The following is a 16,671-nucleotide window of genomic DNA, read 5'->3' as shown; positions in this document are numbered from 1 at the left end:
CACTCTAAGGAATAGAACCATGACAGACAAAAAATACATCATCGCTTTGGACCAAGGTACCACAAGCTCTCGTGCAGTATTATTAGATCACAATGCGAATGTTGTTGAAATCGCCCAACGTGAATTTACACAAATTTATCCACGCGCAGGCTGGGTGGAACATAATCCAATGGAAATTTGGGCAACACAAAGTTCAACATTAAACGAAGTGGTTGCAAAAGCAGGCATTACCTCAGATGAAATTGCGGCAATTGGTATTACTAACCAACGTGAAACCACCATTGTGTGGGAAAAAGCAACCGGCACACCGGTTTATAACGCAATTGTGTGGCAATGCCGTCGTACTGCAGATATTACAGACAAACTTAAAGCGGATGGTCACGAAGACTATATCCGCAACACCACGGGGTTAGTGGTGGACCCCTATTTCTCGGGGACAAAAGTGAAATGGATTTTGGACAATGTAGAAGGTGCTCGTGAAAAAGCGGAACGCGGTGAGCTTCTATTCGGTACCGTAGATACCTGGCTTGTGTGGAAATTAACCCAGGGCCGTGTTCACGTAACGGATTACACCAACGCATCCCGTACCATGCTATTTAACATCCATACGAAAAAATGGGATGATAAAATGTTGGAATTATTAAATATTCCACGTTCTATGTTGCCTGAAGTACGTAATTCTTCCGAAGTGTATGGCCAAACCAACATCGGGGGTAAAGGCGGCGTACGTATTCCTGTTGCGGGTATTGCGGGTGACCAACAAGCGGCACTTTACGGCCATCTTTGCACCCGCGCAGGCCAAGCGAAAAATACCTATGGTACAGGCTGCTTTATGTTGCTTCACACCGGTGATAAAGCCATTACCTCTAAAAATGGTCTATTAACCACCATTGCATGTAACGCTAAAGGTGAACCTGAATACGCACTTGAAGGTTCTGTGTTTATCGCTGGCGCTTCAATCCAATGGTTACGTGATGAACTCAAAATCGTACATGACAGCCATGACTCCGAATACTTCGCACAAAAAGTCCCTGATAGCAACGGGGTATATGTCGTGCCAGCATTCACTGGTTTAGGTGCGCCTTATTGGGATCCGTATGCACGCGGTGCAATTTTCGGTCTTTCTCGTGGTTCTAACCGTAACCATATTGTACGCGCAACCCTTGAATCTATCGCTTACCAAACTCGTGATGTATTAGAAGCAATGCAATCTGACTCAGGTCAACGCTTACAATATTTACGTGTTGATGGCGGCGCAACCAACAATAACTTCTTAATGCAATTCCAAGCGGATATTTTAGATGTGAACGTAGAACGTCCAGTGGTGAAAGAAGTGACTGCACTTGGTGCGGCTTATCTTGCCGGTCTTGCGGTCGGTTTTTGGAAAGATTTAGATGAACTTCACGACAAAGCACGTGTAGAACGTACCTTCACACCAGACAACGATGAAGAAAAACGTGAACGTCGTTATAAAGGTTGGAAAAAAGCGGTTAAACGCTCATTAGAATGGGCGAAAGAAGACGCGGAATAATCCTTCCTAGCCAATAATAAAGTGCGGTCAAAATCGCTTATGTTTTTGACCGCACTTTTATTTGGTATCTATATATCCTATGCTTGATAACAGGCAACATAATATCCAACATCTTTGTTATGATATTCATCTATAATATGCCTACCGCCTAGAGAAATAACTTTTTCCTGAGTCAGTATATATGAAAAAAGTGCAAATTCATCATCCTCATCAGGTGAAACTATTTCAATAACTAGATGATCAGGAATTGTTATTTTATAAGAATAAAGCAACTCATCTGTTTCATTACTATATACTTCAATATATCTCTCAACATTCATAATCACAAATTCATCCTATAACATAATAAATTATAAAGTTAGGAGGCTTTTAAATTACTTCATCAATCAACTATACTGCTGCCGATACTTCTCTAAATTATCTTGAAAATGCTGAATATAGTAGTCGATATCTTTTTCTCGGTAACCAAGAATTCGGCCGATTTCACGTTCCACTTTTGGATCAAAACCATTCACTGTACTTGCAGGAAGTAACACTTCCATTTGTTCAGCGAGTGCAAGAGATTGAGGTAAATAGACAATAAAATCAGTTAAGCAAACATCATTTACATGACGTTGCACCGTTTTTGAATGAAGCATTCCTAGCTCAAGATAAGGGAGAAAGGCATCAGGAATACCAAGCTCCTGATTGAATAATGCCACTTGCTTTTCGCCCCTTAACATTAATTCCAGCTCCTTGCCTTCATGCGGTCCAAGAATACCTTTTTCCATAAGAATATTCCTTTCGTTGAAATAAAAAAGGGGATTGGATGATTGACCAAATCCCCCTCATTGTACGCCTATTTGGCCACAATGTTCATCTAAATGACGAAATTATTTTTTCCAATTTTTCAACGCATCGGCAAAAGCATTCCCCATCGCACTATTTCCTCTTGGATTGCGATCTTGGCGAGGTGCATTACTTCTTGGTTTTGCACTTAAAGTGCGGTCAGATTTGCCGTCATTTTTGACCGCACTTTCATCTAATCGCATCGTCAACGCAATACGTTTACGCGGTACATCTACTTCTAATACTTTCACTTTCACGATATCGCCAGTTTTCACCACTTGATGTGGATCTTCTACGAATTTATCACTTAATGATGAAATGTGTACTAAACCGTCTTGGTGAACACCAATATCCACAAATGCGCCGAAGTTGGTCACATTGGTGACGGTACCTTCTAAAATCATACCTGGTTTTAAATCGGTGATTTCTTCCACGCCTTCCGCGAATACAGCGGTTTTAAATTCACCACGCGGATCGCGCCCCGGTTTTTCCAACTCTTTGAAAATATCTTGAACGGTCGGTAAACCAAATTGCTCATCAATGAATTGTTTCGCATCAAGCTGACGAACCACACCCGCATTGCCCATTAAATCTTGGATAGATTGCGCGGTGGCTTGCAAGATTTTTTCGACCACAGGATACGCTTCTGGGTGAACACCTGAAGCATCAAGTGGATTTTTCCCGTCTGCAATACGCATAAAGCCTGCACATTGCTCAAAGGCTTTTGGTCCTAAACGCGGCACTTTTTTCAATTCACTACGGCTTTCAAAACGACCATTTTCATCACGATATTCCACAATGTTTTGCGCTAAGGTTTTTGTCATCCCCGCCACGCGAGCAAGCAATGGCGCGGATGCTGTATTCAAATCCACACCTACTGCGTTTACACAGTCTTCCACCACCGCATCAAGTTTACGCGCAAGTTGGGTTTGGTTTACATCGTGCTGATATTGCCCTACACCAATGGCTTTCGGTTCGATTTTCACTAATTCCGCCAATGGATCTTGTAAACGACGGGCGATAGATACTGCACCACGTAAAGAGACATCTAAATTCGGGAATTCATTTGCGGCAAATTCAGAAGCAGAATAAACGGACGCCCCCGCTTCGCTCACTACAACGGTTTGCGGTTTATTTTCTTTGATTTCTTTAATCACCTCTTTCGCAAAACGTTCGGTTTCACGAGAAGCGGTACCATTACCAATAGCAATTAATTCCACGTTATGTTTGCGGATCAAGCTGAAAATCGCCACTTGCGCTTCGGCTTCACGGCCCGTGTGTGGATAAATGGTGGTGGTATCTAATAATTTACCTGTGTTATCTACTACGGCAACTTTAACTCCCGTACGTAAGCCTGGGTCCAAGCCCATGGTGCTTTTCGCGCCAGCCGGTGCTGCCATTAAAAGTGCGGTCAGATTTCGAGCGAAAACATCAATGGCCTCTTCTTCCGCTTTTTCACGTAAACTTGCCATTAATTCCGTTTCTAAATGCAACGAGACTTTGATTTTCCATGTCCACGCAATCACTTGCTCACGCCATTTATCTGCAGGCTGCCCCGTGAAACGGACATCTAAATAATCACGAATAATCTCTTCACAATAACTTTGGCGACTTCCCTCTTCCGCATCAGGATCCGCATTTAAGCTTAATTGTAAAATGCCCTCATTACGTCCACGGAACATGGCTAATGCTCGGTGAGAAGGCACATTTTTCAATAATTCTTGGTGATCGAAATAATCTTGGAATTTTGCGCCTTCCGTCTCTTTGCCTTCGATCACTTTGGATACAATAACGGCATTTTTCGCTAAATAATCACGGACTTTCGCTAATAAGCCAGCATCTTCAGCAAAACGTTCCATTAAAATATAGCGTGCGCCATCAAGTGCGACTTTAGTATCTGTTACGCCTTTATCAGCATTCACAAATTCAGCTGCTGCCGTTTCAGGATCATTCTTCGGCTCGTTCCAAAGTAAATCAGCCAATGGCTCAAGACCGGCTTCAATCGCAATTTGCCCTTTCGTACGACGTTTCGGTTTATATGGCAAATACAAATCTTCTAATTCGGTTTTGCTTTGTGTTGCATGGATTTTTTCACGCAATTCATCGGTCAATTTCCCTTGCTCTTCAATAGATTTCAAAATGGTTTGACGACGATCTTCTAATTCACGTAAATAAATTAAACGGGTTTCAAAATGACGAAGTTGAGTGTCATCTAAGCCACCTGTGGCTTCTTTACGGTAACGGGCGATAAATGGAATGGTGTTGCCATCATCTAATAATTGAATGGCGGCGAGGATTTGTTGGGGTTGAACGGTTAATTCTGCCGCAATAATTTGGCTAATTTGTTGATTTAACATTGTCATACTTCTTTGTTATTAAAGGATTCGATAAAAACGAGAATAGAATACTGGTTTTAGACAACAGGCTCAAATATAATTCAAAAAAATTTCTTTTATTTTCATTATGGCAAAATCAAATTACATTACTCGTCAAGGCTGGCTTGCCCTTGACCAAGAACTTAAATTTTTGTGGAAAGAAGAACGCCCCAAAGTTACCCAAGCGGTTTCAGATGCTGCCGCGCTTGGTGACCGCAGTGAAAACGCAGAATATATTTACGGTAAACGTCGTTTACGTGAAATTGATCGCCGTGTGCGTTTCCTTTCCAAGCGCTTAGAAGTGTTACAAATCGTGGATTACCACCCGAAACAAGAAGGCAAAGTGTTTTTCGGTGCATGGGTTGAGCTAGAAGATGAAGAAGGCGAAGTGAAGCAATACCGCCTTGTCGGCTGCGATGAATTCGATCCCGCTAAAAACTGGATCTCCATTGATTCTCCCGTCGCGCGCGCTTTAATCGGGAAAGGAGTTGATGATGAAATCCATGTGGAAACACCCTCTGGTAAAGTCGTGCTCTATGTGAACCGAATTTGGTATGAAAAATAGCAAGTATAAAAAACAAAAGAGCGGTCAAATTAACCGCTCTTTTTTATTTTATCAATCGGATAAATTATGCTTTATCACCAATTAATACGGACTCTAACGCAATTTCAATCATATCATTGAAGGTTAATTGACGTTCTTCTGCAGTAGTTTGTTCGTGTGTACGAATATGGTCTGAAACGGTACAGATACAAAGTGCTTTTGCACCATATTCTGCTGCTACACCATAGATACCCGCTGCTTCCATTTCTACGCCTAAGATGCCGTATTTTTCCATCACATCAAACATTTCGAAATCTGGCGTATAGAATAAGTCTGCAGAGAAGAGATTCCCTACGCGAACTTGCTTACCTTTTTCTTTCGCTGCTTGAACCGCTGCTTGTGCCATATCAAAATCAGCAATTGCAGCAAAATCGTTATCTTTGAAACGGATACGGTTTACTTTTGAATCAGTACATGCACCAAGGCCGATAACTACATCACGTAATTTAACGTCCATACGTACGGCACCACAAGAACCAACACGGATGATTTTTTTCACGCCGTATTCAGTAATTAATTCTTTCGCATAAATTGAGCAAGATGGGATACCCATACCGTGACCCATAACAGAGATACGACGACCTTTATAAGTACCGGTGTAACCCAACATATTGCGAACGTTAGTCACTTCTTTCGCATCTTCTAAGAATGTTTCAGCAATATATTTTGCACGAAGCGGATCGCCTGGCATTAATACAACATCTGCAAATGCGCCTTCAGGAGCGTTAATATGTGGAGTCATTGTTTTTTCCTCTTGTTGATAAATAAAAAGTCATTTAAGCAAACGTTTTCGCTTGCTTTAAAGTACAACACCACGAATGATTCGTGGTGTTGAGAGATAAAGTGCGGTCAAAATTCACCACATTTTAATTACATTGCTACGCCGCTTAACTCGATGAATAAACCTGCGATAGTCGCACTCATTAAGTTAGCTAATGTACCCGCTACAACTGCTTTTAAACCTAAGCGCGCAACATCACCACGACGATTTGGTGCCATACCACCGATACCGCCGATTAAGATTGCGATAGAGCTGAAGTTAGCGAAACCACATAATGCGAAAGTAATAATTGCTTTAGTTTTTTCACTTAATACAACTGCTGTATCTGGTTGTAAGTATTTCGCGAACTCTAAGTAACCCACGAATTCGTTAACAGCTAATTTCATACCAATCATTTGACCGGCGATGGCAGATTCATCCCAAGATACACCGATTAAGTACGCTAATGGTTTGAAGATCCAACCAAAGATTGATTGTAACGTTAAGTCAGCGTAACCGAACCAGCCGCCTACACCACCTAAAATACCGTTAACTAAAGCGATTAAACCCACGAATGCGATTAACATCGCACCGACGTTTAACGCTAATTGCATACCTGCACTCGCACCACCTGCCATTGCTTCAAGCACGTTGGTTGGTTTTTCGCTATCATCCGTTTCAGGTTGTTTATCGTTAAATTGTTCAGTTTGTGGGAATAAAATTTTCGCAAATAATAAACCTGCAGGTGCAGCCATGAAAGATGCGGCAATTAAGTAAGTCAACGGCACGCCCATTCCTGCATAACCCGCCATTACAGAACCCGCGATAGAGGCTGTACCACCCGCCATGATGGCGAACAATTCAGATTGGGTCATGTTTTTAATGTAAGGACGAACCACTAACGGTGCTTCTGTTTGACCAACGAAGATGTTCGCTGCAGCAGACATTGATTCTGCTTTTGATGTGCCTAATGCCGCTTGTAATGCACCACCGATCACTTTGATGACGGCTTGCATGATACCTAAGTAATAAAGCACAGAAATTAAACCGGAGAAAAAGACGATGATTGGTAAAACTTTCACCGCAAAGATAAAGCCGACATTTGAAGGATCTGCTAATCCACCAAAGACGAAATTAATCCCTTCGTTACCATACGCAATAACATTTGACACTCCATTTGCTGTCGCTTGTAATGCATCACGGCCATACGGCACATACAAAATAAGGGCCGCAAATCCGATTTGGATCGCCAAAGCCCCTAATACAGTACGTAAATTAATCGCCTTACGATTATTTGAAAATAATACGGCAATGACCAGTAATACGACAATGCCTAAAACGCTACCTAAAATACCCATTTTTTTCCCCTAGGTTGGTTAGATAAGTAAGTGAATAAAATTGTCCTATTCTACTTGTTTTTCGGTAAAAAGTCGGAATATTTTTGCTACTTTTCGATATGTTTGCTTATAAAATGGTCACAATTTTGGTCAGACCACAAAATTTCGCATAGTTTTCAAGTTCTTGGGTCTGCTCAACAGTTGGGACATAAGGGCTGAGCCCTTCAGCGTCTCGTGCACCTTTTGTGTGCATTCGAATAATTTTGAACAAAACATCCTGATAATTTTTCAATAAAGAAGCGACTTTTTCCACTAACTGTTCTGCATCAAAAAAATTCGTCACATAAACTAACCGCACTTCTTCCACTTTATTTAATGGTAATAATTGCGCCAAATTCTTCAAATTGCGATCTAAATTTTCTTGCTTGATATGTTGATGAGTAGGAATGATGTTTTGAGGGACAATGCCTTGGCGATTTTGTCTATCAAAGCACAAACTTTGTAAGCCAAGCCCTTCTCCTTTCAGGTCAAAGAGAAATTTGTCTGTCACATCAATTAAAGGTCGAATTGCTTCAAATTCAAAGAAACCACTGCTATCTAAATAGCAAGTTAGCCCTTCCTCACGTAGCTTTTTAAACAACGGAACGAGCTTTTTATGGTGAATGGTGGGTTCCCCGCCGGAAACCGTCACACCACGAATGAAAGGTACTGCATCCATTACTTGCTCATACAAATACTGCAGACTGACTTGATGAGCCCCTTCCGTATAACGAGGAATAGTTTCTGGATTATGGCAATAAAGGCAGTTTAGCTTACAGCCTTGTAAGAAAATACTGGTACGATTCCCCTGCCCTTCAACATTAGAAAAAGGAATAATACGATGCAGGGGAACATAAATATCTGAAAGTGCGGTCACAAAAAACGCTGTTTTCTAGAGTAAGTCATCACTTACGAAAGTTTCATTTGGAAAATCACTAATTCCGCTTGGCAGCAGAATGTGAAAACCGCTTTAAGTACATATCCCTCTTCAACCTGTTGAATTTCAGACTGAATTTGACAAGGTTCACTTTCGATATCACGTGCTTTTAACGTGAAATATTCCAATGCACCTTCTGCATCTTGACGAGTGGCGTAAAACTGTTCGATAGGTAAACTACAATCGCTGTTATCAAACAATGATTTCATATCGAAAGTATTACAACCTACACATTCAATTGGTTTTTCAGTTTGAATAGCCATATTTTTCTCCTTATCTAAAAAAGCCGTGACAGAACACGGCTTATTAAGTTTAAAATTATTTTGCTGCAACAAAGCCTACGGCTTCGTACACTTTGTCAAGGGTTGCTTTTGCTCTTGCACGGGCTTTTTCCGCACCTTGACGTAAAATCTCGTCTAAAAGTGCTTCATCATTACGATATTGATAGAAACGTTCTTGTAAACCAGCAAGTAAGTTTGACACTTCATCTGCAACGGCTGTTTTTAAGTGGCCGTACATTTTACCTTCAAATTCTTTTTCAAGTTCTGCCACAGATTTATCAGTTACTGCAGAAAGGATATCTAATAAGTTAGACACGCCCGCTTTGTTTTTTACGTCATAACGTACAACAGGTGGTTCATCAGAATCTGTTACCGCACGTTTAATTTTTTTCGCCACCGATTTTGGATCTTCAAGCAAGGTCACCACGTTATTACGGTTATCATCTGATTTTGACATTTTTTTATCAGGATCTTGTAAAGACATAATACGCGCGCCTGCTTTGCCTAAGAAAATTTCAGGAATCGTGAAAATATCACCATAAAGAGCATTAAAACGAGCGGCAATATCGCGAGTGATTTCTAAATGTTGTTTTTGGTCATCCCCTACCGGCACGCTTTTCGCTTGGTAAAGTAAGATATCTGCTGCCATTAAAACCGGGTAATCAAATAAACCCACGTTAATATTTTCGGCATAACGTGCTGATTTATCTTTAAATTGAGTCATACGGCTCATTTCACCAAAATAGGTGTAGCAGTTTAATACCCAGCTTAGTTGAGTATGTTCTGGTACATGAGATTGCACGAAGATCGTGCTTTTATTCGGATCAATGCCACAAGCTAAGTAAAGGGCGAGCACATCAAGCGTTGCCTTGCGAAGTGCCGCAGGGTCTTGACGTACCGTGATGGCATGTAAATCCACCACGCAGAAAATACACTCATAATCTTCTTGCATTTTCACCCAGTTGCGAAGTGCACCTAAATAATTCCCGATAGTTAATTCGCCGGAAGGCTGCACGCCACTGAATACAATTGGTTTTGTCATTGGTTATCCTTTCATTCTGTAAACTGAATTGGCGCTATGATAACAAAAGATAGGGCGTTTTTTAATGATTGAGTTCAAAACAATGTGTAAAAATGCTATATTACGCCCAAAATTTCTACAACTTACAATCTATAGTCCCAATGAAAAATTATAATGATATGGCTCTGGCACTTGCCGGTGTTTGTCAATCTGTCTTATTAATCAGTCAATTAGCACAAAAAGGCGAAGTTGATCATCAAGATGCATTCCAAACCACCATTCATTCTCTTCTCATCACTCAACCTGAAGATACATTAGCCGTATTTGGCGGTGATGTTCAACATCTTAAAGTGGGATTAAACACACTTATTGAGCAACTCACTCAATTAAATGACAAAAATTTATTGAATTATTGGGGCAGCTTGTTAGCGTTAGAGAGTAAATTAAACAAGCAACCTGAAATCAAACAAGAACTTGGCCGCCGAATTGCCCGTTTACCAGAACAACTTTCTTATCACGACAATCAATTTGATGATGAGATGTTTTCAATCATGGCAAATATTTATGTCGATACAATTAGTCCTTTAGGCAAACGCATTCATATTATTGGTTCGGCATATCATTTACAGCAACAAAATGTACAAGACAAAATTCGTGCGTGTTTGCTTGCCGGCATTCGTTCTGCCGTTTTGTGGCGTCAAGTAGGTGGCAGCAAATGGCAACTGTTATTTCATCGTAAAAAATTAGTGCAAGCGGCACGACAACTCTACTCAACTTTAAATTAATCCTTGGAGAACTCTTATGCAACTTTCCGCATTAACCGCTCTTTCCCCGATTGACGGTCGTTATCAAGATAAAGCCACTGCATTGCGTGGTATTTTTAGTGAATTTGGCTTGCTCAAATTCCGTGTCACCGTGGAAGTACGTTGGTTACAAAAATTGGCGGCGACCGCTGAAATCCAAGAAGTTTCTTCTTTGTCTAAAGAAGCAAACGATTACCTTAATAAAATTGTGGAAGAATTCAGTCTTCAAGATGCTGAACGCATTAAAGAAATTGAGCGCACCACGAATCATGACGTCAAAGCGGTTGAGTATTTCTTAAAAGAAAAAAGTGAAGCTTTACCAGAATTAGCCAAAGTCTCTGAATTTATTCACTTTGCTTGTACCTCTGAAGATATTAACAACCTTTCTCACGCTTTAATGTTAAAAACAGCACGTGAAGAAGTAATCTTACCTGAATGGCAAAAACTGATTGATGAAATCACCTGTTTAGCGAACGAATACAAAACCATTCCATTACTTTCTCGTACACACGGGCAACCTGCCTCACCAAGTACTGTGGGTAAAGAAATGGCGAACGTGGTTTACCGTTTAAAACGCCAATTCAAACAACTCCAACAAAATGAAATCTTGGGGAAAATTAATGGTGCTGTGGGTAACTACAATGCGCATTTATCGGCCTATCCAAACATCAACTGGCACAAATTCAGTGAAGAGTTTGTCACTTCATTAGGTTTAGATTGGAACCCGTATACCACGCAAATTGAACCTCACGATTACATTGCTGAATATTTTGATGCCGTGGTACGTTTTAATACTATCATCATCGACTTCGACCGTGATTTATGGGGCTACATTGCATTAAATCACTTTAAACAACGCACTATCGCGGGTGAAATTGGTTCATCCACAATGCCGCATAAAGTGAATCCTATCGACTTCGAAAACTCAGAAGGTAACTTAGGTTTAGCCAATGCTGTGATGACTCACCTTGGTCAAAAATTACCAATTTCTCGCTGGCAGCGTGACTTAACCGACTCTACTGTATTACGTAACTTAGGTGTGGGTTTAGGTTATTGTTTAATTGCGTATGCTGCAACGCGTAAAGGTATCAGCAAATTAGAAGTGAACGAACAACATCTCCGAGATGAACTCAACCAAAACTGGGAAGTTTTAGCTGAGCCAATTCAAACGGTGATGCGTCGCTATGGTATTGAAAAACCATACGAAAAATTAAAAGAACTCACTCGTGGTAAACGCGTTGATGAAAAAGCAATGCGTGAATTCATCGAAAAACTGGATATTCCAGCTGATGAAAAAGCACGTTTACAACAACTTACTCCTGCCACCTACATCGGTGCAGCCATAGAGTTAGTAGAAAAACTTTAATAAATAAAAGAGCATCTTTTTATGCCCTAAAAAATCAAAGTGCGGTCAAAACACTAGAGATTTTGACCGCACTTTTTATTCTTTTTTACTATTTCCCGTTTCATCATTCACGCTTAATAAATAGCAATCGTGCGTGATCATACACCCAATTAAAAATAAAGGTATAAACGGTTACCATCACCGTTAAGCTGAAATCCATCATAAAAGCTGTAATCCAATCCACTTTTAAAAAGTAAGCAATGATCGGCACGGTGAAAATAAGTAAACCGCCCTCAAATGAAATGGCATGTAAAGTACGAAATATGACACCTCGCTTTTCTCGCGGCCCCGTAAAGACTTTATCAATAAAATAATTAAAAACGAGGTTCCATAGCATGGCGGTTAAGGAAACCAGTACCATGGACCCAAAGAGAATAGAAACACTTTCTTCTGTAAAGAAATACAAAGCGAAAACAGAAAGCAACACAACCGTGGTTTCAAACAAGATTGCATGAAAAAGCCGCTCAAGAAAACTCATTTGTCATCCTTTACAAAGCAAAAGTGCGGTCAAATTCACCGCACTTTTCATCAATATTTGATTAATTGGTTTTTAATTTATTCCAATATTTTTCGTAAATGTCCACTGCTTCGCCCACATCGCCTTGCATAATGCCTTTTTCAATGTTTTCAGCAGATGGGAACAAGGTTGGGTTATTCGCCATTTCAGGTGAAAGTAACGCTTTCACGCCTTCATTTGGCATTGAGAAGCCCATTTTTTCAACCACTAATTTCGCATTTTCAGGGCGAAGTAAGAAGTCGATAAATTTATAAGCGCCCTCTGTATTTTTCGCACCTTTTGGAATCGCGTAGTTATCCATCCAGAAAATTGCGCCTTCTTTTGGATACACAAATTGGATACTTGGATTTTCTTTGTGTGCTAAATAAGCTGAACCATTCCATAACATACCGATAGAAGCTTCACCTTGAACAAACGGCACTTCTGGCGAATCAGAGTTAAAGGTCACTACATTTGGTAACAATTTCAGTAAGCGCTCATAAGCGGCTTTAATGTCTTCTTCATTCTTAGTGTTCGGTGATTTACCATCTAAAAGTAATGCAATGTGGAACACTTCACGCGCATCACTGGTTAATAACACTTTGCCTTTGTATTCTGGATTCCAAAAATCAGCCCAACTCGTAATTTTGCTTGGGTCAATATCATCCGCGTTCACACCGATACCAGTTAAGCCATAAACGTAAGGCAGAGAATATTTGTTATTTGGGTCAAATTCCTTGTTTAATAAATTTGCTGGAATTTGTTTAAAATTACTTAATTTGCTGTGATCAAGCTCTTGCAACATGCCTTCTTTCGCCATTTTATTGACGTAATAGCTTGATGGGAAAACTAAATCATAACCACTGCCGGTACTAGAGGTCAGCTTTAATTTAGCATACATTTCTTCATTACTTTCAAATGTCGAATAAATCACTTCAATGCCGGTTTCTTTGGTAAATTCCGCAACCAAATTAGATGGCACATAGTCAGTCCAGTTATAAACATAAAGTTTTTCAGCAGCAAATGCCACAGAGGTTGCGACGAATGCGACGGCAGACAGACAAAGTGATTTAATGTATTGAACAGCATTTTTTTTCAATTTATTGACCTCCTCAGGACAATCAAAATAAACCTTAAGTAATCGTTTACCTATGTAAACTTGGGGAGTATAGCACCTTTTTTGCAAAAGGTTTGACATATTTTCCCATCAGGGTAAGATTTCTCTCATCTCTATTTTATGTTAATCAATCATCAACTATGCTCGAATTTGCTCATCAAGAACACGTCAAATCTTATTATCTCGATAGTCGAAATCAAACCTTTGAACTGCCGCCTCTCACTCAGCAAGAAGAAGCGGATGTTTGTGTTATTGGTGCGGGTTTCTTCGGTTTATCTGCCGCCCTTGAATTAGCAGAAAAAGGCAAAAAAGTCATTGTATTAGAAGGCGCAAGAGTAGGATTTGGCGCATCCGGCAGAAGTGGCGGTCAAGCTATCAATGGTTTTGAAGAAGGCATTGATGAATATATTGCTCAAGTGGGCTTTGATAAAGCGAAAAAACTTTGGGATATGTCGCTAGAAGCCATTGATATTATTGATGAACGCATTGCGAAATATGGCATTCAATGTGATTGGAAAAAAGGCTATGCCACATTGGCGTTAAATGAACGTCGTATGGACGATCTCATTGAAATGGAAAAAGCCAGCCACGCGACTTTTGGCTATGACAAGATGCAACTTTGGGATAAAGCCAAACTTAAACAACATTTAGGCAGTGATATTTATGTGGGCGGTTTATACGATAGCAATTCAGGCCACTTACACCCATTAAACTATTGCTTAGGCTTAGCAAAAGCCTGCTTAGATTTAGGCGTGCAGATTTACGAACAATCCCCAGCTGTGGATTTAGTGGAAAAATCAGGCTGCATTGAAGTGAAAACCGATAAAAGTGCGGTCATTTCTCAGGATGTTATTTTAGCGACCAACGCTTATATTGATGCACTACCAAAATCTATTCATCATGGTATTAATCGAAAAATCTTACCGGTCGAGAGCTTTATTATTGCGACTGAACCCTTAGATCAAGCTACAGCGGATTCGGTTATCAATAATGGCATGTCTGTTTGTGATAACAATATTTTGCTCGATTATTATCGTTTGAGTGCGGATAACCGTTTGTTATTTGGTAGTGACTCAAGCTCAGAAAAAGATATGGTGCAAATTATGCGTGACAATATGTTGCATGTTTTCCCACAGTTAGAAAATGTCAAAATTGACTATGGCTGGGCAGGGCCGATTGATATGACACTGAATGCAAGCCCGCATTTTGGTCGTATCTCACCGCATATTTACTTTGCACAAGGTTACTCTGGGCATGGCGTCGCACTAACAGGGCTTGCGGGACGCATTATTGCTGAAGCGATTTTAGGCAATGACGAACGTTTGAGAATTTTTGAAGAATTAAAAGTCCCATCGTTTTACGGTGGAAAATATCTTAAAAACTTAGCCACCAAGATCGGCGTACTCTATTACAAATTCCTCGATCGTTATCGTTAATTAAAAAACAAAAGGCGTGTATCAAACACGCCTTTATTGTTTCGATAACATTAAGGTTTAATGTCTCGTAAAATAGGATTTTGCATGGAAATCAAGGTTTCCGTCGATTGAATTTCATCAATTAGCTGAATTTTAGTCGCCAGCACGGAATGTAATTCAGCAATCGTATGTGTCATCACTTTAATAAAAATCGAATAGTTACCCGTGGTATAATAGGCTTCCACCACTTCATCAAAGGTGTCTAGCTTTTTAATCACTTTTTCATAATCTTTTGCACTTTTCAAAATAATGCCAATAAAGCAACACACATCGTAACCCAACTTACGCTCATCAATAATCGCTTTTGTCCCTTCAATCAGGCCAGACTGACGCATTTTCTCTACACGAACATGAATTGTACCCGGGCTTACGCCAAAGTTTTTGGCCATTTCTGCATAAGGTGTACGAGCATCTTTAGTCAGTACACGGAGAATTTGGCGATCAAGTGTATCGATATTGTTCATAAAACACTCCTTATTAGATCTTTTTCAAAATATCTTATTTATTTTTGATAATATTCAACATTTAAAACAATGTAAAGAAATTACTTGAAAAAAATTGCATTTTTATTGAATAATGCACAACAAATCTTACCAGTTATTATAAAAAGAAGGATAAATATGAAAAAGACGTTTATTTTACAACAACAAGAAATCAGCTTTGTGAAGAACACCTTTACTCAAAACTTGATTGAACAACTTGGCATTATCGAAGTACAAGGTCCAATCCTTAGTGAAGTTGGCAACGGTATGCAAGATAACTTATCAGGCATTGAGAAAGCTGTTCAAGTAAACGTGAAATGTATCCCAAACGCCGTTTATGAAGTCGTTCACTCATTGGCTAAATGGAAACGCCATACTCTCGCACGTTTCCACTTTAAAGAAGGTGAAGGCTTATTTGTTCATATGAAAGCATTACGTCCAGATGAAGATTCATTGGATCAAACTCACTCTGTTTATGTGGACCAATGGGACTGGGAAAAAGTGATTCCTGAAGGTCGTCGTAACTTTGCTTATTTAAAAGAAACTGTACGCTCTATCTATCGTGCAATCCGTTTAACTGAATTAGCCGTAGAAGCTCGCTTTGACATCCCATCAAGCTTACCAAAAGAAATCACCTTCGTTCACAGTGAAGATTTAGTAAAACGCTACCCCGATCTTTCAAGCAAAGAGCGTGAAAACGCCATTTGTAAAGAATATGGTGCCGTGTTCTTAATTGGTATCGGTGGCAAATTATCAGACGGTAAACCACATGATGGTCGTGCACCAGACTACGATGACTGGACAACTGAATCAGAAAACGGCTACAAAGGTTTAAACGGCGATATTTTGGTATGGAACGCTGAGTTAGGTAAAGCGTTTGAACTTTCTTCAATGGGTATTCGTGTGGATGAATCTGCATTACGTTTACAAGTTGGTTTAACCGGTGATGAAGATCGCTTAAAAATGGATTGGCACCAAGATTTATTAAACGGCAAATTACCTCTCACTATCGGTGGTGGTATCGGTCAATCTCGTATGGCAATGCTTTTACTTCACAAAAAACACATCGGTGAAGTGCAATCAAGCGTATGGCCAAAAGAAATGTTAGAACAATATCAACATATTCTTTAATCGAAAGAGAAAATAAAAAGTGCGGTGAAATTTCACCGCACTTTTGTTT

At 40.0% G+C, this 16,671-nt stretch carries 17 protein-coding genes; 6 read left to right on the top strand and 11 right to left on the bottom strand.

Annotated elements, in window-relative coordinates:
* Positions 1-19 precede the first annotated feature (19 nt).
* Positions 20-1,531 (top strand): glycerol kinase GlpK, encoded by a 1,512-nt coding sequence (glpK, locus tag A9500_RS01375; RefSeq protein WP_065243618.1) that lies wholly within the window; start codon positions 20-22, stop codon positions 1,529-1,531.
* 77 nt (positions 1,532-1,608) lie between these two features.
* Here the strand turns inward: glpK and A9500_RS01370 are convergent, their stop codons facing one another.
* The 3 genes from A9500_RS01370 to A9500_RS01360 form a co-directional block, all read right to left on the bottom strand.
* Entirely contained in the window at positions 1,609-1,851 is a 243-nt protein-coding gene (locus A9500_RS01370) for a hypothetical protein (RefSeq protein ID WP_065243650.1), read from the bottom strand.
* Positions 1,852-1,917: 66 nt separating this feature from the next.
* Positions 1,918-2,301, bottom strand: a complete 384-nt coding sequence (locus A9500_RS01365) for a hypothetical protein (protein ID WP_065243617.1) — start codon at positions 2,299-2,301, stop codon at positions 1,918-1,920.
* A 102-nt stretch (positions 2,302-2,403) separates the two neighbouring features.
* Complete coding sequence (locus A9500_RS01360) at positions 2,404-4,716, bottom strand: Tex family protein (protein ID WP_065243616.1); 2,313 nt, start codon at positions 4,714-4,716, stop codon at positions 2,404-2,406.
* Between the two features lie 106 nt (positions 4,717-4,822).
* On the opposite strand from A9500_RS01360, the gene greB reads away from it, so the two are divergent.
* Positions 4,823-5,299 (top strand): transcription elongation factor GreB, encoded by a 477-nt coding sequence (greB, locus tag A9500_RS01355; RefSeq protein ID WP_005697419.1) that lies wholly within the window; start codon positions 4,823-4,825, stop codon positions 5,297-5,299.
* 64 nt (positions 5,300-5,363) lie between these two features.
* Here the strand turns inward: greB and deoD are convergent, their stop codons facing one another.
* The 5 genes from deoD to trpS form a co-directional block, all read right to left on the bottom strand.
* Positions 5,364-6,080, bottom strand: a complete 717-nt coding sequence (gene deoD, locus A9500_RS01350) for a purine-nucleoside phosphorylase (RefSeq protein WP_049365725.1) — start codon at positions 6,078-6,080, stop codon at positions 5,364-5,366.
* 128 nt (positions 6,081-6,208) lie between these two features.
* Complete coding sequence (locus tag A9500_RS01345; protein ID WP_065243615.1) at positions 6,209-7,456, bottom strand: NupC/NupG family nucleoside CNT transporter; 1,248 nt, start codon at positions 7,454-7,456, stop codon at positions 6,209-6,211.
* 106 nt (positions 7,457-7,562) lie between these two features.
* On the bottom strand, positions 7,563-8,351 hold the full coding sequence (locus tag A9500_RS01340) for a 4Fe-4S cluster-binding domain-containing protein (protein ID WP_065243614.1): 789 nt from the start codon (positions 8,349-8,351) through the stop codon (positions 7,563-7,565).
* Positions 8,352-8,383: 32 nt separating this feature from the next.
* Positions 8,384-8,674: a YfcZ/YiiS family protein gene (locus A9500_RS01335; RefSeq protein ID WP_065243613.1), complete on the bottom strand. Its 291-nt coding sequence runs from the start codon at positions 8,672-8,674 to the stop codon at positions 8,384-8,386.
* A gap of 55 nt (positions 8,675-8,729) precedes the next feature.
* On the bottom strand, positions 8,730-9,734 hold the full coding sequence (gene trpS / locus A9500_RS01330) for a tryptophan--tRNA ligase (protein WP_065243612.1): 1,005 nt from the start codon (positions 9,732-9,734) through the stop codon (positions 8,730-8,732).
* A gap of 140 nt (positions 9,735-9,874) precedes the next feature.
* Between trpS and hflD the strand changes: the two genes are divergently transcribed.
* Complete coding sequence (gene hflD / locus A9500_RS01325) at positions 9,875-10,498, top strand: high frequency lysogenization protein HflD (RefSeq protein WP_032803925.1); 624 nt, start codon at positions 9,875-9,877, stop codon at positions 10,496-10,498.
* A 16-nt stretch (positions 10,499-10,514) separates the two neighbouring features.
* Positions 10,515-11,882 (top strand): adenylosuccinate lyase, encoded by a 1,368-nt coding sequence (gene purB, locus A9500_RS01320; RefSeq protein ID WP_065243611.1) that lies wholly within the window; start codon positions 10,515-10,517, stop codon positions 11,880-11,882.
* A 103-nt stretch (positions 11,883-11,985) separates the two neighbouring features.
* Here purB and A9500_RS01315 read toward each other — a convergent pair whose 3' ends face one another.
* Positions 11,986-12,399, bottom strand: a complete 414-nt coding sequence (locus tag A9500_RS01315; RefSeq protein WP_065243610.1) for a PACE efflux transporter — start codon at positions 12,397-12,399, stop codon at positions 11,986-11,988.
* A 61-nt stretch (positions 12,400-12,460) separates the two neighbouring features.
* Positions 12,461-13,516, bottom strand: coding sequence for an extracellular solute-binding protein (locus tag A9500_RS01310; protein WP_049369753.1), 1,056 nt, complete (start codon positions 13,514-13,516; stop codon positions 12,461-12,463).
* 158 nt (positions 13,517-13,674) lie between these two features.
* Between A9500_RS01310 and A9500_RS01305 the strand changes: the two genes are divergently transcribed.
* Positions 13,675-14,970 (top strand): FAD-binding oxidoreductase, encoded by a 1,296-nt coding sequence (locus A9500_RS01305; RefSeq protein ID WP_065243609.1) that lies wholly within the window; start codon positions 13,675-13,677, stop codon positions 14,968-14,970.
* Between the two features lie 50 nt (positions 14,971-15,020).
* Here the strand turns inward: A9500_RS01305 and asnC are convergent, their stop codons facing one another.
* The gene (asnC, locus tag A9500_RS01300; protein WP_005697406.1) at positions 15,021-15,473 is read right to left on the bottom strand and encodes a transcriptional regulator AsnC; all 453 of its coding nucleotides are present in this window, start codon (positions 15,471-15,473) and stop codon (positions 15,021-15,023) included.
* A 156-nt stretch (positions 15,474-15,629) separates the two neighbouring features.
* Between asnC and asnA the strand changes: the two genes are divergently transcribed.
* Complete coding sequence (asnA, locus tag A9500_RS01295; RefSeq protein WP_049365717.1) at positions 15,630-16,622, top strand: aspartate--ammonia ligase; 993 nt, start codon at positions 15,630-15,632, stop codon at positions 16,620-16,622.
* The last annotated feature ends 49 nt before the right edge of the window (positions 16,623-16,671 follow it).

Source organism: Haemophilus sp. CCUG 60358, from assembly GCF_001679485.1.
Taxonomy (GTDB): domain Bacteria; phylum Pseudomonadota; class Gammaproteobacteria; order Enterobacterales; family Pasteurellaceae; genus Haemophilus_D.
This window is presented reverse-complemented; position numbering and strand designations above follow the sequence as displayed.